Source organism: Vagococcus proximus, assembly GCF_029143285.1.
GTDB classification, from domain to species: domain Bacteria; phylum Bacillota; class Bacilli; order Lactobacillales; family Vagococcaceae; genus Vagococcus_D; species Vagococcus_D proximus.
The window spans coordinates 1-22,261 of the sequence record NZ_JAPDSH010000010.1; the positions used below are offsets into that span (position 1 = coordinate 1).

16 protein-coding genes and 2 tRNA genes are annotated in these 22,261 nt (G+C 35.6%); 16 read left to right on the forward strand and 2 right to left on the reverse strand.

Features of this window, described 5'->3' with window-relative positions:
* The first annotated feature begins 23 nt into the window (after positions 1-23).
* The 11 genes from OL233_RS10575 to cydC all read left to right on the forward strand — a co-directional run bounded on the left by OL233_RS10575 (position 24) and on the right by cydC (position 13,051).
* Positions 24-97 (forward strand) — tRNA-Arg (locus OL233_RS10575).
* A gap of 10 nt (positions 98-107) precedes the next feature.
* Positions 108-181, forward strand: a tRNA-Pro gene (locus OL233_RS10580).
* A gap of 142 nt (positions 182-323) precedes the next feature.
* Positions 324-791 (forward strand): CtsR family transcriptional regulator, encoded by a 468-nt coding sequence (locus OL233_RS10585; protein ID WP_275472278.1) that lies wholly within the window; start codon positions 324-326, stop codon positions 789-791.
* A gap of 3 nt (positions 792-794) precedes the next feature.
* Complete coding sequence (locus tag OL233_RS10590) at positions 795-3,254, forward strand: ATP-dependent Clp protease ATP-binding subunit (protein ID WP_275472279.1); 2,460 nt, start codon at positions 795-797, stop codon at positions 3,252-3,254.
* Between the two features lie 143 nt (positions 3,255-3,397).
* Entirely contained in the window at positions 3,398-4,321 is a 924-nt protein-coding gene (locus OL233_RS10595) for a peptidase U32 family protein (RefSeq protein ID WP_275472280.1), read from the forward strand.
* 12 nt (positions 4,322-4,333) lie between these two features.
* Positions 4,334-5,575: a peptidase U32 family protein gene (locus OL233_RS10600; protein ID WP_275472281.1), complete on the forward strand. Its 1,242-nt coding sequence runs from the start codon at positions 4,334-4,336 to the stop codon at positions 5,573-5,575.
* A gap of 88 nt (positions 5,576-5,663) precedes the next feature.
* A complete protein-coding gene (gor, locus tag OL233_RS10605) occupies positions 5,664-7,013 on the forward strand; it encodes a glutathione-disulfide reductase (protein ID WP_275472323.1) in 1,350 nt (449 codons plus the stop codon).
* Between the two features lie 118 nt (positions 7,014-7,131).
* The gene (locus OL233_RS10610; RefSeq protein WP_275472282.1) at positions 7,132-8,532 is read left to right on the forward strand and encodes a cytochrome ubiquinol oxidase subunit I; all 1,401 of its coding nucleotides are present in this window, start codon (positions 7,132-7,134) and stop codon (positions 8,530-8,532) included.
* 1 nt (position 8,533) lies between these two features.
* Positions 8,534-9,541 carry a cytochrome d ubiquinol oxidase subunit II gene (gene cydB / locus OL233_RS10615; protein WP_275472283.1) on the forward strand — a complete coding sequence of 336 codons (1,008 nt, stop codon included), beginning with the start codon at positions 8,534-8,536 and terminating at the stop codon, positions 9,539-9,541.
* A 5-nt stretch (positions 9,542-9,546) separates the two neighbouring features.
* The gene (cydD, locus tag OL233_RS10620; protein WP_275472284.1) at positions 9,547-11,295 is read left to right on the forward strand and encodes a thiol reductant ABC exporter subunit CydD; all 1,749 of its coding nucleotides are present in this window, start codon (positions 9,547-9,549) and stop codon (positions 11,293-11,295) included.
* A complete protein-coding gene (cydC, locus tag OL233_RS10625) occupies positions 11,288-13,051 on the forward strand; it encodes a thiol reductant ABC exporter subunit CydC (protein ID WP_275472285.1) in 1,764 nt (587 codons plus the stop codon). Before cydD ends, cydC begins: the two co-directional genes overlap by 8 nt.
* Before the next feature lie 40 nt (positions 13,052-13,091).
* On the opposite strand, the gene OL233_RS10630 is transcribed toward cydC, so the two are convergent.
* Positions 13,092-14,069, reverse strand: coding sequence for a polyprenyl synthetase family protein (locus OL233_RS10630; protein WP_275472286.1), 978 nt, complete (start codon positions 14,067-14,069; stop codon positions 13,092-13,094).
* 142 nt (positions 14,070-14,211) lie between these two features.
* On the opposite strand from OL233_RS10630, the gene OL233_RS10635 reads away from it, so the two are divergent.
* Positions 14,212-15,114: a prenyltransferase gene (locus OL233_RS10635; RefSeq protein WP_275472287.1), complete on the forward strand. Its 903-nt coding sequence runs from the start codon at positions 14,212-14,214 to the stop codon at positions 15,112-15,114.
* A 143-nt stretch (positions 15,115-15,257) separates the two neighbouring features.
* Complete coding sequence (locus tag OL233_RS10640; protein ID WP_275472288.1) at positions 15,258-17,171, forward strand: heavy metal translocating P-type ATPase; 1,914 nt, start codon at positions 15,258-15,260, stop codon at positions 17,169-17,171.
* A gap of 38 nt (positions 17,172-17,209) precedes the next feature.
* Here OL233_RS10640 and OL233_RS10645 read toward each other — a convergent pair whose 3' ends face one another.
* Complete coding sequence (locus tag OL233_RS10645) at positions 17,210-17,632, reverse strand: NusG domain II-containing protein (RefSeq protein ID WP_275472289.1); 423 nt, start codon at positions 17,630-17,632, stop codon at positions 17,210-17,212.
* 200 nt (positions 17,633-17,832) lie between these two features.
* On the opposite strand from OL233_RS10645, the gene trhO reads away from it, so the two are divergent.
* The 3 genes from trhO (at position 17,833) to OL233_RS10660 (ending at position 21,866) form a co-directional block, all read left to right on the forward strand.
* Entirely contained in the window at positions 17,833-18,783 is a 951-nt protein-coding gene (gene trhO, locus OL233_RS10650) for an oxygen-dependent tRNA uridine(34) hydroxylase TrhO (protein ID WP_275472290.1), read from the forward strand.
* Between the two features lie 100 nt (positions 18,784-18,883).
* Positions 18,884-19,732 carry a YitT family protein gene (locus tag OL233_RS10655; protein WP_275472291.1) on the forward strand — a complete coding sequence of 283 codons (849 nt, stop codon included), beginning with the start codon at positions 18,884-18,886 and terminating at the stop codon, positions 19,730-19,732.
* Between the two features lie 331 nt (positions 19,733-20,063).
* Positions 20,064-21,866, forward strand: a complete 1,803-nt coding sequence (locus OL233_RS10660; RefSeq protein ID WP_275472292.1) for a glucosaminidase domain-containing protein — start codon at positions 20,064-20,066, stop codon at positions 21,864-21,866.
* Positions 21,867-22,261: the final 395 nt, after the last annotated feature.

Here is a 22,261-nt window from a genome sequence, read left to right on the forward strand (position 1 = left end):
TTTATTAGTAAACTAATAAATGAGCACCCATAGCTCAATTGGATAGAGTACCTGACTACGAATCAGGCGGTTAGAGGTTCGACTCCTCTTGGGTGCATGTATTATCCCGGGAAGTAGCTCAGCTTGGTAGAGCACTTGGTTTGGGACCAAGGGGTCGCAGGTTCGAATCCTGTCTTCCCGATATTATAACCGGTAAAAGCTAAACATTTAATGTTTAGCTTTTTTTGTATACAATAACGTGTCTTTTTTTTGCATTTATAGATATGGTTTTAGTATAATGAAATAAGTCAAATAAAGTCAGTTTATGTGGGAGGGAAATAGATGTGGGTGGTAAAAATATGTCAGATGCTATTGAAAGTCATATAAAAAGTGTTTTAAATGAAAAAAATATGATTGAAATTAAGCGTGTGGAGTTAGCTCACTATTTTTGTTGCGTACCGTCTCAAATAAATTATGTTATAAATACACGTTTTACAATAAGTCAAGGTTATATTGTTGAGAGTAAGCGTGGTGGCGGTGGTTTTATAAGGATAAAAAAAGTTATCCATACGGAACATAGCGTACTACTCGATTTAAAAAGGAACTTAGAAGGTGAACTAACTGAACAAGAAGCAGAGTGGATGCTTCATAAATTGGTAGAGTTTGAATTAATAACAATTAGAGAAGAAGAGTTAATGAAGGCTATATTTGTAAGGTCTGTGTTATCTAATAATTCTAAAAAAGATTCAAAAATAAGAGCAAATATGATGGAGACGTTATTAGAACGTCTTGGCTATGAAGAGAGGGAATAAATAATGGAACAATTTTTTACTGAAAGAGCAAAAACAGTATTAGTCTTAGCACAAGATAATGCGCAATATTTTAAGCACCAATCGATTGGAACGGAACATCTTTTATTTGCACTAGTAGCTGAAGAAAATGGAATAGCTGGTAAAATCCTTAGACAGTCAGGTATGTCAGAAAAATATATTATTGAAGAGATAGAAAAAATAACAGGATACGGCTCTTCTAAAGGGAGATCTAATGATCGTTTCTTACCTTATTCACCTCGAGCTAAAAAAGTCTTGGCTTTTTCAGGTGATGAATCTAAACGGTTGGGTGCCCCTAGCATTGGGACAGAGCATATTTTATTAGGTTTATTGAGAGATGAAGAGGTATTAGCTGCTCGTATTCTCCAAAATTTTGGATTAAGTTTAGCTAAGACGCGTCAATATATACTTAAAACCATTGGTGTTACTGAAAGTAGAGGGATGAAGACTACTAAAAAAGGATTCTCTCAAGATAAATCTGATGATATTTCAGGTAGTTTAACTCCTATGTTAGACTCACTTGCACGTGATTTAACAAGCTATGCTCGTTCTAATAAGATTGATCCAGTTGTGGGTAGAAGTAAAGAAATTGAGAGAATCATTCAAGTCTTGTGTAGACGAACAAAAAATAATCCTGTTCTAGTAGGTGAGCCTGGGGTTGGTAAAACAGCTATTGCAGAAGGGTTAGCTCAAAAGATAGTTATGGGTGAAGTGCCAGAAGAAATTGCTAAGAAACGCCTAATGATGCTTGATATGGGTTCTATGGTCGCGGGAACAAAATATCGGGGTGAATTTGAAGATAGAATGAAAAAAATTATTGAAGAAATTTATCAAGATGGCAATGTTATTCTATTTATTGATGAGTTACACACTGTTATTGGGGCAGGTGGCGCTGAGGGGGCAATTGATGCCTCAAATATTTTGAAACCAGCTTTAGCTCGTGGAGAACTTCAAACAATTGGTGCAACCACGTTAAATGAGTATCAAAAATATATTGAAAAAGATACAGCTCTTGAACGACGATTTGCGAAGATTATGGTTGATGAACCAACAGCTGCTGAGGCAATCCAAATTTTAGACGGTTTAAAAGGGCATTATGAGTCACATCATAAGGTTGCGATTACTGAAGAGGCGGTAGAGGCTGCGGTTAATTTATCGGTTCGTTATTTGCCAACACGTCAGTTACCTGACAAGGCTATCGATTTAATCGATGAAGCAGCATCAAAGGTGAGACTAAGTATTGTTCGTAAAAAATCACGCCTAGTTGTTTTAGAAGAGGCATTAGTTGCAATCAAACAAGAAAAATTAGAAGCGATTCAGCGTCAAGATTTTGAGGCGGCATCTGAATTACGCCAAAAAGAAAAGAAACAAGAGAAAAAATTAGAAGCATATATTGAAGCACAAGCTGATAAAGTTATTAATTATGAAATTGAAGTTCAAGCTGAAGATATTGCTGAAGTAGTATCACAGTGGACAGCTATTCCTCTACAACAATTAGAGAAAAAAGAAAGTGAACGTTTGTTAAATTTAGAATCGGAATTACATAAACGAGTAGTTGGTCAAGAAGAAGCTGTAGGAGCTGTCTCTAGAGCCATTAGAAGAGCGCGTAGTGGGCTTAAAGATCCTAAGAGACCTATTGGGTCGTTTATCTTCTTAGGTCCTACAGGGGTTGGTAAAACAGAATTAGCTAAGGCGTTAGCTGAAACTGTTTTTGGTTCTGAGGAATCTCTTGTGAGAGTGGATATGTCTGAATTTATGGAAAAGCATAGTACAAGCCGTCTAATTGGATCTCCTCCGGGTTATGTTGGATACGATGAGGGTGGACAATTATCAGAAAAAATTCGTCAAAAGCCTTATTCAGTTATATTATTTGATGAAATTGAGAAAGCTCATCCTGATATTTTCAATATCCTGCTTCAAGTATTGGATGATGGCTATTTAACGGATACTAAAGGTCGAAAAGTTGACTTTAGAAATACTATTATTATTTTAACTTCTAATGTGGGGGCGACAGCTCTTAAAGAAGAAAAATCAGTTGGGTTTAACGCTTCTGATGTGACTAAAGATCATAGTGCAATGAAGAGTCGCGTTTTAGAGGAATTGAAGAAGGCGTTCAAGCCAGAATTTTTAAATAGAATTGACGAAACGATTGTCTTCAAATCTTTAGATAAAGAAGAGTTAAGAGAAATTGTTAAGATTTTAAGTCAATCAATTGTAGAACGTTTGGTTGAACAAGATGTGAAGCTTAAGTTAACAACTGCAGCGCTAGACATTATTGGAAAAGAAGGATTTGATCCAGAGTACGGTGCGCGTCCAATAAAACGTGCCTTACAAAAAGAAGTGGAGGACCGATTAAGTGAGGCGTTACTTGCTGGAAAGATTGCACAAGGTGATAAGGTTACAATTGGTGCAACGAAAGGTGAGATTACGTTAACAGTAGGTTAAAAGCACTTGCGAAAATTCACAAAAAGGGTTAAAATTTAAGGTATAAAATTACAAAACTTTTATAAGTTGGTAGGTGCAAAACCAAAGCTCCTACCAACTTTTTGCGTTTTTTTACGCATTTTATTAAAACGGAGGCGAGTAGAATGGCAATTGAGATTACAACAACCGTTGAGTCGATGGCTCAAGCGAAGGCTTTACTTGAAAGCGGAGTAGATGCTATTTATTTTGGAGATGAAAGATTTGGTTTGAGATTACCCACTTATTTTTCGAGAGAAGAGCAAAAAGAATTAGTTGAGTTGGCTCATTTCCATGGTAAGAAGGCTATTATTGCAGTAAATGGAATTATGCATCCAGAGAAAATGCTAGAGATTCCAGAATACTTAACATTTTTGGAAGAAATTGAAGTGGATCAAATTACAGTAGGAGATACAGGCGTTATTTTCTTGCTTCAGAAAAATAAAGTTAAGATTCCGTATATTTACGATGCCCATACGTTAGTAACAAGTGCGCGTCAAATTAATTTTTGGGGAAAACGTGGTGCTGTAGGTGCTGTAGTCGCACGAGAGGTTCCTTACTTAGAAATGAAAGAAATGGCAGAAAAATTAACAGTTTTCGGTGAAGTATTGGTTTACGGCGCAACATGTATTCATCAATCAAAACGTCCTTTAGTAGAGAATTTCTTCTCGTACATTAAGAGTGAGGACAGTGTTGGTAAGGAGCGTGGTTTATTTATCTCTGAACCTAAGAAAGAAGATACACATTATTCAGTTTATGAAGATGAGCATGGGACACATATCTTTGCGGATAGCGATGTTAACTTGATGACAGAGTTAGATAAGCTAAATGAGATTGGGATTACGCATTGGAAGTTAGATGGTATATATAGCCCAGGAGAAAACTTTGTTGAGATTACGACGTTATTTATTGAAGCGAAAGAGTTAATTGAAAAAGGTGAATGGTCAGAAGGTGTTGCTCAAAGTTTGACTAATAAAGTCATTGAGTTACATCCAGATGAGCGTAGTTTAGATACAGGATTCTTCTTAATGGATCCAGATGAAGTGAAATAGGAGGATATAGTAATGGATAAAACAACATTAAAACGTCCAGAGGTACTTGCACCAGCTGGAACGTTAGAGAAATTAAAGACAGCGATTCACTACGGAGCGGATGCCGTATATATTGGGGGAGACGCTTACGGCCTTAGAAGTCGAGCAGGTAACTTTAGTTTTGAAGAAATGGCAGAAGGTGTGGCTTTTGCAAAAGAGTATGATGCCAAAGTTTATGTAGCAGCTAATATGGTAACTCATGAAGGTGATGAAGTAGGTGCTGGTGAGTTCTTTAGAACCTTGCGTGATATTGGTATTAATGCGGTTATTGTATCTGATCCAGCTTTGATTGAGATCTGTGCCACAGAAGCGCCAGGTTTACCCATCCACTTGTCAACGCAAGCATCGGCAACAAACTATGAGACGTTAGAGTTTTGGAAGAATGAAGGATTAGAGCGTGTTGTATTGGCGCGTGAAGTATCAATGGCAGAAGTGGCTGCAATTCGTGAGAATACGGATATTGAAATTGAAGCGTTCATTCATGGCGCAATGTGTATTTCATATTCAGGTCGTTGTACATTATCTAACCATATGTCTAAGCGTGATGCTAACCGAGGTGGTTGTTCTCAATCTTGTCGTTGGAAGTATGATTTGTTTGATATGCCGTACGCAGGTGAGCATCGTTCTCTTCTAACGAATGGTGAAATTGAAGATGAACCATTTTCAATGAGTGCGGTTGATATGTCGATGATTGAACATATCCCTGACTTAATTAAAAATGGGGTAGATAGTTTTAAAATTGAAGGGCGTATGAAGTCTATTCACTATGTGTCTACTGTAGCTAATGTATATAAAAAAGCAGTAGATACGTATATGGAAGATCCAGAAAATTATGTTTGTAAACAAGAATGGGTCGATGAGCTATGGAAAGTTGCACAGCGTGAATTAGCAACTGGGTTCTATTATCAAACACCAACTGAAGAAGAGCAATTATTCGGTGAGCGTCGTAAGATTCCAGTTTACAAATTTATCGGTGAAGTGATGAGCTATGACGAAGAAACTGGTTTAGCTACAATTCGTCAACGTAATCATTTTAAAATTGGGGATGAAATCGAGTTTTATGGTCCTGGTTTCAATCATTTTTATCAAAGTGTTGAAGAGATGTGGAATGAGGAAGGCGAAGCGATTGACCGTGCTCCAAATCCAATGATGTTATTAACAATGCCAGTGGAGCAGCCTGTAAAAACGGGAGATATGATTCGCAAGAAAAAATAGTGGTTACCAAACAGATTAATTGCGTTACGCAGTAGGTGATGAGTATAATCAAATTGGGTAATAGTGTAGAGGAAAGGAGGACTGGCTTATTAAAGAGTTTGACTACATTGTCGTAGGTGGCGGTAGTGGTGGTATTGCCACGGCCAATAGAGCTGCCATGTATGGCGCGCGTGTATTATTAGTAGAAGGGCAACATTTTGGCGGAACGTGTGTCAATGTTGGATGTGTCCCCCAAAAAGTAATGTGGAATGCTGCACAGATGAGAGAGGCGTTAGTCTTAGACAGTAGGAGTTACGGTCTTGATGCAACGGTCAATCAATTTGACTTTAAAAAATTAGTAGCCAACCGAGATAGCTATATTGAACGTTTAAGAGGTCTTTATGCTAAAGGATTAGCTTCAAATAATATAACAGTTGAAAAAGGTTATGCTAAGTTTAAAGACAAGCGAGTTATTGAGGTAAATGGAAATGAGTACACGGCTCCGCATATTGTAATAGCAACAGGTGGACGATCACGGTTTCCAGATTTACCAGGTAGCGAGTTGGGTATAGATTCTGATGGCTTCTTCGCTTTAGACAGTTTACCAGAAAAGGTAGTGATTGTTGGAGCGGGCTATATTGCCGTTGAGATAGCAGGCGTTTTAAATGGATTGGGTTGCGAGGTGCACCTAGCGTACCGTCATGACCGCCCGTTAAGACAGTTTGATGAAACTATTGTCGAAGCTATGTTAGCTATCTATAAGCAAGAAGGGATTAAATTACATCCTAATTCAGTCCCGACTAAAGTTGAAGAGGTAGCTAATGGCCAAGTAACAGTGTCCTTTGATAATCAAATAGAACTAACAGCAGATAAAGTAATTTGGGCAATTGGTCGTGTTCCGAATACAGACCGTATTGGCTTGGAAAAAGTTGATGTTCAGTTAACAAAAGAAGGGTATATTGAGGTCGATGAGTATCAGCAAACTTCTCAAGAAGGAATTTATGCTGTGGGGGATAATATCGGTAAGGTTGACTTGACACCTGTTGCGATTGCGGCTGGCCGTCAATTAGCAGAACGTTTATTTAATGGGAAACCAACTGCTAAGGTTGACTATACAAATGTTCCAACGGTTATCTTTAGTCATCCTGCAATTGGAACGATTGGATTATCTGAGGCGGAGGCTAAGACGCAGTATGGTTCAGACGATGTTAAAGTCTATCAGTCACAATTTAATCCAATGCAGTACGCTCTTCAAGAACGTAAAGTGAAAGCAACTGTTAAATTGGTTTGCGTTGGCCCGGAAGAACGAGTTGTCGGTTTACACGGTATTGGAGTCGGAATGGATGAGATCATCCAAGGTTTTGCTGTTGCTATTAAGATGGGTGCAACGAAACAAGACTTTGATGACACGGTTGCTATTCATCCAACTGCTTCTGAAGAATTTGTCACATTAAGATAGTTCGAAATTTAATAATCATCAAAAAAATTAAATTTCTATTTTATAGTAAGATGTTTTATAATAGTTAGGTAATAATAATAATTACAATATATAAAAAAACTTAAAGGAGGTTCTTTACGTGGATGTATTAACATTAGCACGTATTCAGTTTGGGATGACCACAGTTTTCCATTTTCTTTTTGTGCCATTATCAATTGGTTTAGGATTAGCTGTTGCCATCATGGAAACGATGTACGTCGTAAAGAAAGACAAGGTTTACAAAGACATGGCGAAGTTCTGGGGAAAAATCTTCCTATTAAGCTTTGCAGTGGGTGTCGTAACAGGAATTATTCAAGAGTTCCAATTCGGTATGAACTGGTCTGAATATTCTCGTTTCATGGGTGATATCTTCGGAGCACCGTTAGCAGTAGAGGCATTATTAGCATTCTTTATGGAATCAACATTTATTGGGTTGTGGGCATTTACTTGGGATAAAGTAAGTCCAAAACTTCACGTTGTGTTCATGTGGTTAGTTGCTTTAGGGTCAACATTATCAGCTTTATGGATTTTAGCAGCGAACTCATTTATGCAAAATCCTTCAAAAGAAATTTTCAGTATTAATGAAGTGACAGGTCGTGCGGAATTAGAAAGTTTTGGTGCGTTATTAAAAAATCACCAACTATGGTTAGAATTCCCACACGTTATCTTTGGAGCATTCGTTACAGGTGGTTTCATTATCGCAGGTATCTCAGCTTGGAAGATGTTACGTAAAGAGGACACTGTTTTCTTCCAAAAATCAATGAAAATTGGTTTAGTAATTGGTTTAATTTTCTCAGTAGCAACAATTGCTGTTGGTCACGAACAAACTCAAGCTATTATCGAAGATCAACCAATGAAATTTGCTGCAACAGAAGGTATTTACCAAGATACTGAAGATCCAGCGCCGTGGAAATTAATCGGTTTGATGGATGAAAAAAATCATACAGAGGGACCATCAATTGAAATTCCGTATTTATTAAGTATTTTAGGAAGTTCACATGAAGGACGTTTCAAAGGTATGAATACGATTAATGAAGAGCTAAAAGAAAAGTATGGGGATAAAGCAAACGATTATTATGTTCCGGTTAATGCATTGTTCTGGAGCTTCCGCTTTATGGCAGGTTTTGGTTCATTAATGGCTTTATTATCTGTCGTTGGATTATTCTTATTAAGAAAAGAAAAATTACAAAAAATGAAATGGTTATTAGTCATCATGTCTTTATGTACATTTGCACCATTTATTGCGAATACATCAGGATGGTTAATTACTGAATTAGGTCGTTATCCATGGACTGTTTATGGATTATTCACAATTGCAGATAGTGTCTCACCAAGTGTGACAGCTGGGCAATTGATGTTCTCGAATATTATGTTCTTCTTAATCTTTGCTTTATTAGGTGGCGTGTTAGTCTTCTTAATCCAACGTACAGCTAAATATGGTCCATACGCTGAAGAAAAAGAAGAAGAAACAATTGATCCAATGTCAAAGGAGGCGTTCTAATATGACTGGTTTAGAATTATTATGGTTCATCTTAATCGCCGTGTTATTTATTGGTTTCTTTGTTCTTGAAGGTTTTGACTTTGGTGTCGGTATGGCGATGAAATTAGTTGCTAAAAACCGCCAAGAGCGTGACGTATTAGTTAGTTCAATTGGTCCTGTTTGGGATTCAAATGAAGTATGGTTAATTACTGCGGGAGGTGCTTTATTTGCATCATTCCCAGAGTGGTATGCTACGTTATTTAGTGGGTATTACATCGTTTTATTCTTAATTTTATTCGGCTTGATTTTACGTGGGGTGTCATTTGAATTCCGTCATCACATGGAAACAAAACGTGGCCGTAATATATGGGAATGGGCAACCTTTATCGGAAGTCTTACAACACCATTCTTATTTGGTCTAATGTTTACAAGTTTAGTTCGCGGTATGCCTATTGCAGATGATAAAAACATTTACGCTAGTTTTAGCGACTATGTTAATATCTTCTCAGTTGTAGGTGGTATTGCTGTAACATTAGTATGTTTCTTACAAGGTTTAAACTATATTCGCTTGAAAACAGATGGGCCAATTCGTCATCGTGCTCACCATGTAGCAAAACGTTTATACCCAGTATTATTTGTTGGTTTAGTAGTATTTGCAGGTCTTCTATGGGCAAATACAGACTTCTTCGACAAACGTCCGGTATCAACTTTAATCCTGTTAGTAGTTGTCGTATTAATGGCTGTTATAGCAGCTTACGGTACTTACAAAGATAAAGAGATGGTATCATTTGTTGGAACAAGCGGAATCTTAGCAGGTATTGTTATCTTGTTATTCAACGGTATGTTCCCACGTGTTATGATTGGTTCAACAGGTCATGATTTATTAATCACAGACGCTGCGAGCACACCATACACATTAAAAGTAATGACAATTGTAACTTGTATTTTATTACCGGTTGTTCTTGCTTACTTAGTTTACACGTATTACACATTCAGAAAGAGAATACACGCAGAAAAAATCGAGGGATAATTCTAATGATTGATAAAAATCTTTTTAAGATCAATAAAATTAGACCTGTATTGATAGGGCTTGCGGGACTTGCTGTCCTGCAGGCTCTTTTGATTATAGGTCAGGCTTATTTTTTAGCAAAAGGTATCAGTAATGTATGGGCGGGTAAAACAGTGAAGGCCCAATTGACGTACGTCGGTTTATTTTTTATATGTTTTATGATGCGACAAGTTGCGAATTATGGCAAGGATCGTTTTTTAGATAGCTATGCTTACAAGGAAACAAAGATTATTCGCCAACAGTTATTAAAAAAAGTTTTTTCTCTGGGACCTAATTTTGTTCAAAAAGAAGGAACAGGTAATATGGTAACGATGGCAATTGAAGGAATTAGTCAGGTAGAGGATTACATCACAATCATCCTACCTAAGATTACAAATATGATGATTGTACCATGGATTATTGCAGCATTTGTTTTTACTCAAGATATTAAATCAGCGATTACGTTACTTATTGTTTTTCCAATTATTATCATTTTTATGATTGTATTGGGTTATGCCGCTCGAGCTAAAGCTGATAAGCAGTACGAAGGGTTTCAACGTTTAAGTAATCATTTTATTGATTCGCTTAGAGGATTAGAAACACTGAATTTACTAGGATTAAGTAAACGTTATGGAAAAAATGTTTACCAAGTGAGTGAAAATTATCGTAAAGCAACAATGAGTACATTGAAGATTGCGATATTATCAACGTTTGCCTTAGATTTTTTCACAACCTTATCTGTAGCGGTTATTGCGTTATTTTTAGGGTTAAATTTAATTGAAGGACAAATGAGTTTGTTCCCAGCATTAACAGTTTTAATTCTAGCGCCAGACTTTTTCTTACCGATTCGTGATTTTGCGAATGATTATCATGCTACGTTAAATGGTGGCAATACACTGAAGAGTATTTATGCTGTACTGGATGTTGAAGAACCTATTGATAATTCAGATGCATTGACACAGTTTACAGGTTGGACATCTACAAGTGAACTAGAGCTTAAAGATGTAGCGGCGAGTTATGATGCTTCTATTGAAAAAGATGCGCTTGAAGGACTTAACTTTAAGTGGCAGGGTTACGGTAAAATTGGTGTGGTTGGTCTATCTGGTTCAGGTAAATCAACATTAATTAAAGTTTTGGGTGGGTTTTTAAATGGAACACCATCGAGTGAAATTAGAGTAAATGATGAAACAGTAACTAGTTTAAATAACAGTAACTGGCAAAAGAATTTATTCTATGTTCCTCAAAATCCATACATATTCCATGGTTCATTCAGAGAAAATATCAATTTCTATGTTCCTAATGCAACAGATGATGCTGTGTTAGAGGCAGTTAGCCAAGCTGGTTTAACATCACTTTTAAGCGAGCTGCCAGAAGGTTTAGATACGATTATTGGTGAAGGTGGACAAATGTTAAGTGGAGGTCAAATGCAGCGTGTGGCTCTTGCTAGAGCATTTTTAGATAACAGTCGTAAAATTATGTTGTTCGATGAACCAACTGCGCATTTAGATATTGAAACAGAAGCAGACTTAAAAGAAACAATCTTGCCATTAATGGAAGATAAACTAGTCTTCTTTGCAACTCACCGTTTACACTGGATGAAAGAAATGGATTATATTTTAGTCATGAAAGATGGCTGTATTGTTGAGCAAGGGACTTATGCAGAGTTACTAGCTCAAGATGGTGTTTATAAAGAATTTGTAAATGAAATTAGAGGAGGGAGCGAAAACAATGGCTAATGAACCAAAACAAGATCGTTTATTATTAACCAAACAAGATACATGGGTTCGCCCCTTCTTTAAAAAATACAAACGTCTATTAGCATTAGTGTTATTTTTAGGACTAATGACTTTCTTTGCAGGTAGTGCGTTGATGTTTACATCAGGTTTTTTGATTAGCAAGTCAGCAACGCGACCATGGAATGTTTTAGTGGTCTATGTTCCGATCGTTTTGACGCGTGCCTTCGGGATTGGTCGTCCAGTTTTTCGTTATACCGAACGATTAGGAAGTCATAACTGGGTGTTAAAAATGACATCAGATATACGTTATAAGTTGTATCGTTCATTGGAATCACGAGCAAGCCAATCAAAGGAAGAGTTTCAAACAGGTAGTATTTTGGGAATTTTAGCAGAGGATATTGAGCATATTCAAAATCTCTATTTGAGAACGATTTTTCCAACATTAATTGGATTGTTACTGTACGTTTTAATTGTTATCATGCTAGGATTTTTCTCAATACCATTTGCACTGATGATTGGGTTACTATTAGGTATCTTGATAGTCGTGTTACCTCTAACCTCTGTTGCGATTAATCGTGCGAAAATTTACCGCCGTAAGTATAAACGTCATGTGTTATATAACCAATTGACAGATTCTATTTTAGGCGTGGGAGATTGGCAATATAGTGGTCGCTATGACGAATTTTTAACACGCTACAATGAATCCGAGTCAGCTGTTAGAGAAGAAGATATTAAATTAAATCGTTACACTCGTTTCCAAGATTTAGTTATTCAATTTGTTTTTGGGTTAATTGTACTGGCTATATTTTTCTGGGCGGGAACTTACTTTGGCGACAAAGGGGGAAGTGCTTTGAACTGGGTCGCGGCCTTTACTTTAGCAGTATTTCCATTAATGGATGCTTTTTCTCCTATTAGTCAAGGTGTGACGGAGTTACCGATGTATGAAGATTCAACAAAGCGTCTACATGACTTACCTCCAGTTGAAGATGAAGAAGATGTTATTATCTCAGGACAGACGGATGTGTCATTTGACCAGTATGATGTTTGTTTAGAAGATGTTTCGTTTAGCTATCAATCTAAAGGTAAAGTAATTTTATCTGATTTTAATCTAACTATTCCGACAGGGCAAAAAATTGCGGTGTTAGGAAAAAGTGGAACGGGTAAAACGACTTTAACGAAACTCATTCGTCATGATTTAGTTCCGGATAAAGGAACGATCACTATTGGAGGTCATGCTGTTTCAGACATAGCAGATATGTCACCGTATGTGGGAGTTCTGAACCAAGCGCCTCATTTATTTAATACAAGTATCTTAAATAACGTTCGTCTAGGGAATGTTGAGGCAACGGATGAGGAAGTTTTACAAGCGATTAAGCAAGCTGGATTACAGCCTGTTGTTGATACTTTGCCTAATGGTGCAGATACAGTTGTTGAAGAAGCGGGTCAGCGTTTTTCTGGTGGAGAGCAACAACGTATTGCGTTAGCTCGTATTTTATTACAGAAAGTTCCGGTTGTTATTGTAGATGAACCCACAATCGGTTTAGATCCGATTACTGAAAATGCTTTACTTACAACAGTATTTGATGTATTAAAGGATAAAACTGTTATTTGGGTCACTCATCACTTGATGGCGATTGAGAAAGCGGATCGTGTTATTTTTATTGAAGAGGGAGCTATCAAGATGGATGGTTCACCACAAGAGTTGAAACAAACGAATGAGCATTATCGTCATTTATTGAGTTTGGATTATAATTAAACAAAAAAGACCTGTTGCACAAGCAATAGGTCTTTTTTGTTTAATCATTACGATGAAGTAGTTTTGTCGTAACAGTTAAGATGATTTCTTTTTCTGGAATATTAGGTAGTTTATTAATTTCAGAAAGAGCCTTATTAGTATAACGTTCTGCAAGTTTTGAGGCTTTTTCGATGCCACCAAATGTTTGAATACCTTTAACGATATAAGTGATTTCATCATCTGTTAAATCACGGTTATCATTTAAGATTGAAAAATAATCCGGATTTTCTTTAATAGCATAGATAAGGGGAAGTGTGTAGTTCCCATTTTTAATATCTTCTAAAACAGGCTTATGAAAATCTTCTTCAGTAGAAGAATAATCTAAAACGTCATCTAGTATTTGGAAAGCCATGCCGATATTATATCCAATGCGTTGGGCAATTAGCTGAACACGTTTTGAAGTATTAGCAAAATGAGCGCCTTCGTAACAGCTCAACTGGAATAATTGTGCTGTTTTACCTTGGATATGCTGTAAATATTGTTTAATCGTAATATTTGGATTATTTTTTAGATGGAGCTGGTCTAATTCACCAATTAAGATTTTTCTCATGTTGACAGAATTCCGCTCTAAGGTAGAAAGATCTTTCGATGCTCCGCTTAGTAGTTGGAAATAGACGGTAAATAAGAAATCACCAGCATAGACCGCAATATCTTTGCCGTATAGGGCTTGAATAGATGGTAAATCTCTTCTAACGGGTGATTCATCAATAATATCATCATGAACGAGAGTCGCTGCATGTAAAATTTCTAATGAGGCAGCGTACTGAAATCGACGCTTTCCGTTAGGCGCTTCACCAAATTTTGAAAATAATAAAAAGTAAGCGGGTCTTAATAATTTTCCGCCAGACTTAAAAAATAATTGAAGGGCTTCTGTCATTTCTTTGTTACGAATTTTGACAGAGGACAGCATTATTTTTTGTGTTTCCGTTAATTCTTTTTGGATGGTTGGGAACTGGTCCCAGATTGGATGAATCGCCATGTTAGGCCTCCTACACTATTCTTTACACTGTCTTCAATTTAGCTTAAAATGAAGCAAGTGTCAATTGATTGATACATAAAATTAAAATATAATTGTTTGGTCGGTTTGTGACTATCAAGTATGAGAAAGTAGGGCGATAGAGATGTCATTTAAGATTTTTGCTGAGTTAATAGAATTAAAGGCAAAAACAGCAAGTGTCTTTCCATTTGTATTAGGAATGGCGTACAGTTGGTATCATTACCAACAAGTGGATTGGCTTAATATGCTGTTATTTTTTATTGCAATGTTGTTGTTTAATATGGCGGTAGATATTTTAGATAATTACATGGATTATCATAATGCGACAGATAAACATGACTATAAAAAGGAAACTAATATTATTGGGCGAGAAAACCTATCATTGTCTTTAGTCAAGAATATGATTATTTTCTTAGTTGGAATATCAGCTGCAATGGGTGTTTATTTAGCCTCGCAAACAAGTTGGGTAGTCTTATGGTTAGGGATTTTAAGTTATTCGGTGGGGATTTTTTACTCCGCAGGACCGATTCCCTTATCGAGCTTACCTGTAGGAGAAGTTGCCTCAGGTATCACAATGGGGTATGTTATTCCATTAATTTGTGTGTATTTGAATATCTATGATCGCACACCCTTTACATGGGGATTGGCTGGAGATGTCTTAATGATGTCATTGCCTGCAGTTTTTGCTATTGCTAATCTGATGTTGGCCAACAATACGTGTGATTTAGAAGAAGATATTTTGAATAATCGTCATACTCTGGTTTATTATATTAGTAAGAAAAAAGCAATCCAGCTATTTTGGTTTTTAGCATTAGCACCATTTGTAATAGCGACACTTTCAGTTTTTTCTGGAATTGTCCCTTGGACAGTGTTATTAATGTGGTTAGCTTTCCCAATTGTTTTAAAAAATACAAAACGTTTTTCAGAAAAACAAATTAAGACAGAAACATTTCCGTTAGCAATTAAAAATTTAGCTCTCACGATGCTCTTATATGCTATTTTATTTGTTATTGGAGTTATAATTTAGTTTCAAAAGGAAGATGAGAAACCTCATTTTCCTTTTTTTATTCGGTTATTATTTGCACATTTTTATGAAGTGTTGTAAGATTAACATATGAAAAAGATTTCATATGTTAATCTTAAATTAATCAAAAGAGAGAAGGACGTCACATGTCACATGACCACGGAGCAACTGAAACCAAAGAGAAGCATCACGAACATGAGCATAATCATGGAAAGATGCCACTTGTATTATTTTTCGTAGGACTTATTGCCTTTATTATTGCCTTATTTATGAGTGCAGGTGTATTAAAAAATGTGTTATATGTAGTAGCAATGTTAGCCGCAGGTTCTCATATTATTGAAGAAGGTATTTTAGATACTATTTCTTCTACTAAAGAAAAAGGGAAGTTTACTCCTAATGTTCATATTCTAATGACATTGGCAGCTATTGGTGCGATGATTATTGGTGATTTCCAAGAAGGAGCGTTATTGATTGTTATTTTTGCAGCAGCACATTTCTTAGAAGATTATGCTGAAGGTAAGAGTAAGAGAGAAATTACTAATTTAATGCAAATGAACCCAACAGAAGCACGTCTGATTAAAGTAGATGGCACAGTAGAAGTTGTTGAAGTAGCCTCATTAAAAATTGGAGACCAATTAAAAGTATTAAATGGTGACCAAGTTCCAACAGATGGTAAAATTATTTCTGGATATAGCTCAATCGATGAGTCATCAATTAATGGTGAAAGTGTCCCGGCTGAAAAAACAGTTGGCGATGAAGTATTCGGTAGTACGATTAATGGTAATGGTTCATTTACAATGGAAGTAACTAAAGATTCAAGTGATACATTATTTGCTAAAATTATTGAATTGGTTGATCAATCTCAATCCAACATGACAAAAACAGCAACAAAGATTCAAAAATTAGAACCAGTGTATGTTAAAACAGTTCTAGTAGTTGTTCCTATTTTTATCTTATTAGCGCCAACACTTTTTGGTTGGTCATGGTACGAAAGTTTTTACCGTGGCATGGTCTTGCTAACAGTAGCTTCACCGTGTGCTTTAGCTGCTAGTGCAGTTCCAGCAACATTATCTGCTGTATCAAATTTAGCCAAACGTGGTGTTTTATTTAAAGGTGGCGCCTACTTATCAAATTTAGCAGATGTCAAAGCTGTCGCATTTGATAAAACAGGTACTTTAACTGAGGGTAAACCTAAAGTAACAGATTATTTTTTTGAAGGTTTAACTGAAGATACTTATATTGATATTATTGTTGGGATGGAAAAAACAGCAAATCATCCACTAGCAAATGCCATTTTAGAAAAATTTACAGCTAAAAATGAGTTAACTTTAGAGGTAGATAATCAAATTGGTAAAGGATTGGTGACAACTTATCAAGGTAAAGCTTATAGAATTGGTAAACCCGATTCATTCACAACACATTCAGATGATATTGAAAAATTAAATCATGATTATGCAAGTGAAGGAAAAACAGTTGTCTATTTTTCTGAAGATGAAAAAGTTGTAGGACTCATTGCAATGATGGATGTCCCAAATGAAGATGCTAAAAAAGTAATCAGTTATATGAAATCTCAAGGTGTGCATACGACTATGATTACAGGTGATGCAGAAAAAACTGGTCAAGCTGTAGGGAAAATATTAGGTATGGATGAGATTATTGGAAATGTTTTACCTGAGAACAAAGCGGCTATTGTAACAGAACAACAAGAGAAGTATGGTGTGGTTGCGATGTTAGGCGATGGTGTAAACGATGCCCCTGCTTTAGTGCAAGCGGATATTGGTATTGCAATGGGTGAAGGAACGGATATTGCCATTGATGTGGCTGATGCAGTATTGATGCAAAATGATTTAACAAAATTGAGCTACGCTCATAAAGTTGCCAAACGTTTAGATAAGATTGTATGGCAAAATATTTACTTCTCATTAGCAGTGATTGCCTTACTGATTGTTTTAAATATTTTTGGTAAAATGGATTTACCTTTAGGGGTTATTGCCCATGAAGGAAGTACAATCTTAGTTATTTTAAATGGATTAAGATTATTATTACCAATAAAAGAATAAATAAAAAGATACCAATCTATAGATTGGTATCTTTTTTGTTAGTATGTGATAATCATATCGTCTTCTTCATCAGGGACACCGATGATTTCAACGATGAGACGATGAGGTAAACAAATAGCAGTTTGACCAGGCTTACTTATCCAGCCAGTATGAACGGCAATTTGATCAGGACTGTTATCTTCCTTCACGCGGATACGATGTCCCTCCATTTCTACTATATTATATTGTTTCCCTTTAGGACGATAAGTTACTTCTTTATGTTTTGTAGCATCTGATAATTTAAAACGGTCCACTTCTTTACCATCAATAGAGATGACAGCAGTTGTTTCATCTGTTTTAATATCTTCACCTAGGGCATTATAGCCAACCAAAACATAAGGTATAAAAGATAAAATGATAAGACAAATAATGATAATCCCATCAAATAATTTAAATTGTTTTTTTATTTCATTCCAAAACATAAGACTCACTCCAAACCATCGGCGGTTTATTTAAGATAAATTACTCTATATAGAGTAACTATAATAGAAGCATTAGTCAATAAAATTAAAAATAATACTTAAAACAAACCAGTTTTTGTTTGTGAAACAGGCATTTAAATTGCTTATTATATTTAGTATGATGTATAATTTTTTCGAACAAAGATTAGGAGGAACTAGCCTTGGCTAACTATCAAGTATTATTATATTATCAATATGTCCCAATCGAGGACCCAGAAGAATTTGCAAAAAAACATTTAGAATTTTGTCGCTCAATAAACTTAAAAGGTCGTATTCTTGTAGGTGGTGAAGGAATTAATGGTACTTTATCAGGCTTAGTAGAAGATACAGAAAAGTATATTGAAGCCATGCATCAAGATGAACGTTTTAAAGAGATGTTATTCAAAATTGATGCTGCGGAAGAGCATGCCTTCAAAAAAATGCATGTTCGTGCGCGTAAAGAAATTGTATCATTAAACTTAGAGGATGATTTAAATCCACTAGATTTAACCGGACAATATCTATCACCTAAAGAATTTAAAGAAGCTATTATTGATGAAAATACTGTTGTTATTGATGCTCGTAATGATTATGAGTATGACTTAGGACATTTTAGAGGATCAGTAAGACCAGATATCAGAAGCTTTAGGGAATTACCACAGTGGATGATAGATAATAAAGAAAAATTCATGGACAAACGAGTAGTAACTTATTGTACAGGAGGTATTCGTTGCGAAAAATTCTCTGGTTGGTTAGTTCGTGAAGGCTTTAAAGATGTTGGACAACTTCATGGTGGAATTGCAACGTACAGTCGTGATCCCGAAGTTCGTGGTGAGTTGTGGGATGGTATGATGTATGTTTTTGATGAGCGTATTAGTGTTCCGATTAATCATGTTGAGCATGTTGTCATAGCGAAAGACTGGTTCGATGGTGAACCGTGTGAGCGTTACGTGAACTGTGCCAATCCTTTCTGTAATAAACAAATTTTTGCTTCAGAGGAAAATGAAGATAAATATCTTAGAGGGTGTTCTGCAGAATGCCGCTGTCAAGAAAAAAATAGATATGTATCAGAACATAATTTAACAAAAGATGAATGGCAAGAAAGATTAGAAATGCTTGGTGAAAGTCTTTAATATAAAGAGGAGAGTACGACTGTACTTTCCTTTTTATTGTATCTTCGTTATAATGAACAGAAGAGTTTAAACTAGTTTATAAAATGGAAGGGTTGTCAAAATGGAGAAATTTTTTACAAAACAACGAATAATAGATTTGGCCTATGTTATAGTAGGGTCTTTTGTCTTAGCATTATCAATAAATCTACTATTAGAACCAAATGACTTGGTTGCAGGTGGAGCAAATGGAATTAGTATCATTATTAAAAAGCTATTTGGAATAGAGCTAGCAGTTACACTATATGCGATAAATATTCCTTTATTGTTACTATGCTTTGCGTTATTAGGAAAAGAAGTAGGAATGAAAACTATTTTTGGAAGTATGATCTATCCATTGTTTGTAGGACTTACAACAGATTTACCAACGCTTAGTTCTAATCCATTGCTAGCCAGTATTTTTGGCGGTGTGATTACCGGATTAGGTTTAGGGTTAGTATTCAAGGGTAATGCATCAACAGGCGGTACAGCGATTATTTCTCAGATTGTCCATAAATATTTGAAATTACCATTAGGGATTGCAGTAACAGTTGTTGACGGTTTTGTAATTTTGGGAGCATGTTTAGCATTTGATATTGATAAAGTATTATATTCTTTAATTTGTCTATTTGTAATCGGGCGTGTTGTAGACATGGTTCAGGTCGGTATAGATCGTTCTAAGAATGTTCTTATTATTTCAGAAAAATTAGATGAAATAGAATCAACTATTTTAAAAGAGATGGACCGAGGTACAACAAGAATACCAGTAACCGGTGGATTTGAACAAAAAAATAAAGAAATGCTGATGTGTGTGTTGCCAGAAAAAGAATTTCATGATCTGAAAGAACGAATTTTAGAAGTAGATAGTCATGGATTTGTTGTCGTTATGCCTGCTAATGAAGTGATGGGAAAAGGTTTTAGTATTTCAAAATAAAAAGATTGACGTGTTTCTACTATTATAAAGACATATATTTATAAGTCTTTATAATAGTTTTTTTTGTTCAATTTATTTATTATAACAAATGAACAAAAATAACTAAAAGTTCATACTTTCTTCAAATTTAAAAGATAACATAGTAGTTAAGTGTTTTGTTATTATTTTGAGTAAGAAGTCTCTTATTCTTTATATTATTTTAATAAATTTTAAAAAATTCAAAATAAAAAAGAGACGTATTAAGAATTTCTATGTTATACTAATATAGAAATAAGGGAAAATAACAAATGCCAAAAAATGCCAAAAAAAATAAAAATTAATAGGTGGTAATATGAAACGGACGACGCTTATATTCGCCACTATGTTGATGTTAGTAAGTAACTTGGTTACTCCAGCAATTGGATTAGCTGATGTTATTACTTCAAGCGATAGTAGTGTGACTGCGACAACAGAAGTTTCTGATAATCCAACGGAAGAAAGTTTACCACTTGGAAGTGGTAGTACTGAAAATTCGGGAGGGGAGATAGAAGTGCCAACCCCGCCAACAGGAGAAACTGAATTACCTGGGACAGGAACAACAGAAGCGCCTGAAACAGGAACAACAGAAGATCCTGGGATATCTGAGACAGAAACAACAGAACCTCCAATCACGGAGCCTGAAACATCAGAAACACAAAAACCAGAAACGTCGGAGACAGAGAAACCAGAGACGTCAGAAACACAAAAACCAGAAACGTCGGAAACAGAGAAACCAGAGACGTCAGAAACACAAAAACCAGAGACGTCGGAAACAGAGAAACCAGAGACGTCAAAACCGGAAAAGCCAAACAAGCCGAAGCCGGAAAAACCGAATAAACCAAAACCGGAAAAGCCAAACAAGCCGAAGCCGGAAAAACCGAATAAACCAAAACCAGAAAAACCAACCAAACCGAAGCCAGAAAAACCAAAGCCAGGTGGAAATGTTTCTCCCAAACCTTCAAGACCAAATGGTAATGTAGGTGGGTCAGGTGGAGAAATTCACATAACCACTAACCAAACATCACAAGAGTTTATCGATACAATTGGGCCGTTAGCTGCTGAAATTGGTGAAAAACAAGGTTTATATGCATCAGTTATGATTGCCCAAGCTGCTTTAGAAAGTGCTTATGGAAAAAGCGGTTTAGCTTCACCTCCAAACCATAATTTATTTGGTATTAAAGGATCATACAAGAATTCTTCAGTAAGTTTTGCCACTTTAGAAGATTCAGGTGCAGGGAATATGTACCAAATTGTTGCAGGTTTTAGAAGTTACCCAAGTTACAAAGAATCACTTGAAGATTATGCTGATTTAATTAAAAATGGAATTGCTGGAAATTCAAGTTTCTATGCCGGAACTTGGAAAAAGAATGCTAAGACATATAAAGAAGCAACAAGTTTCCTTACAGGAAGATATGCTACAGATACAAGTTATGATCAAAAATTAAACGGAATCATTAAAGCGTATGACTTAACTAAGTACGATAATGGGACTGAATCAAGTGAATTCGAAACAATTGAAACAACAGTAAAAATGCCAGCTAAGTTTTATCGTGTTCAAAATAACGATAGCTTACAAAAAATATCAACGAAACAAAAAGTTGAGTTAGATAAAATATTTGATTTGAACGAAGAAATTGAAAATCCAAATATGATTTATCCGGGTCAAAAAATTAAAGTAGCAAAAGAAAAAGAAATCAAAAAAATTATTAAACGTAAAAAAACTTCAAATAGAAGAATGCTTAAAGATCCAAATAAAGTAATTGAGTTAGCAAGAACATATATAGGAGTACCTTATGTATGGGGCGGAACAACACCGCAAGGGTTTGACTGTTCAGGATTAGTTCAATATGTCTATAATAAATTAGGCGTATCGTTACCAAGAGTTACATATGATCAAGAATATGCTGGGAAAATCATCCCATTCGAACAATTAGAACCAGGAGATTTATTATTCTGGGGACAACGTGGAAGTACGTGGCATGTTGCGTTTTACTCAGGAGAGGGCAATATGATTATGGCCCCTCAACCAGGAGAATTTGTTAAAGAATTACCGATGAATCAATTTATGCCAGATTTTGCAATTAAGATTAAACAGAACCGTCTTTCACCAGATTGATAATGAAAAAACTTTTAGTTTGAAGTCGACTGTGATGAAATCTAATAGTGATTGACTTGATTTTATTAGTAGTTAATCATCCTCTTGTTAGGAAGTTACTTGGACGAATAGATATTACTCGAGATAATATTTTACTCACCGATTATACTTGAACTTAATCGTATTAATATGATTTCTAGCTAAAATTTTATTGATAGGAATAGGTGCTGATAAAAGCTATGCTTTTCTAATAATAGTAATCATGTGAAATCATTTGTTGGGTTTCCTTACTGAGATAGATACTAATTGATTTTAGATTTAACAGGCTTGTGATAGACAAACCACTAGTATAAGGTACACATCTTTTTGAGAATAAGTAATATATTAGAATGATATTTTATAAATAAAGTCTTTCT

Excerpts from the sequence above, each read along its gene's own strand:
- OL233_RS10590 (WP_275472279.1), top strand. The coding sequence starts at position 795 with ATGGAACAATTTTTTACTGAAAGAGCAAAAACAGTATTAGTCTTAGCA.
- OL233_RS10595 (WP_275472280.1), top strand. The coding sequence starts at position 3,398 with ATGGCAATTGAGATTACAACAACCGTTGAGTCGATGGCTCAAGCGAAG.
- OL233_RS10600 (WP_275472281.1), top strand. The coding sequence starts at position 4,334 with ATGGATAAAACAACATTAAAACGTCCAGAGGTACTTGCACCAGCTGGA.
- cydB (WP_275472283.1), top strand. The coding sequence starts at position 8,534 with ATGACTGGTTTAGAATTATTATGGTTCATCTTAATCGCCGTGTTATTT.
- cydD (WP_275472284.1), top strand. The coding sequence starts at position 9,547 with ATGATTGATAAAAATCTTTTTAAGATCAATAAAATTAGACCTGTATTG.
- cydC (WP_275472285.1), top strand. The coding sequence starts at position 11,288 with ATGGCTAATGAACCAAAACAAGATCGTTTATTATTAACCAAACAAGAT.
- OL233_RS10630 (WP_275472286.1), bottom strand. The coding sequence starts at position 14,069 with ATGGCGATTCATCCAATCTGGGACCAGTTCCCAACCATCCAAAAAGAA.
- OL233_RS10635 (WP_275472287.1), top strand. The coding sequence starts at position 14,212 with ATGTCATTTAAGATTTTTGCTGAGTTAATAGAATTAAAGGCAAAAACA.
- OL233_RS10640 (WP_275472288.1), top strand. The coding sequence starts at position 15,258 with ATGTCACATGACCACGGAGCAACTGAAACCAAAGAGAAGCATCACGAA.
- OL233_RS10645 (WP_275472289.1), bottom strand. The coding sequence starts at position 17,632 with ATGTTTTGGAATGAAATAAAAAAACAATTTAAATTATTTGATGGGATT.
- OL233_RS10655 (WP_275472291.1), top strand. The coding sequence starts at position 18,884 with ATGGAGAAATTTTTTACAAAACAACGAATAATAGATTTGGCCTATGTT.
- OL233_RS10660 (WP_275472292.1), top strand. The coding sequence starts at position 20,064 with ATGAAACGGACGACGCTTATATTCGCCACTATGTTGATGTTAGTAAGT.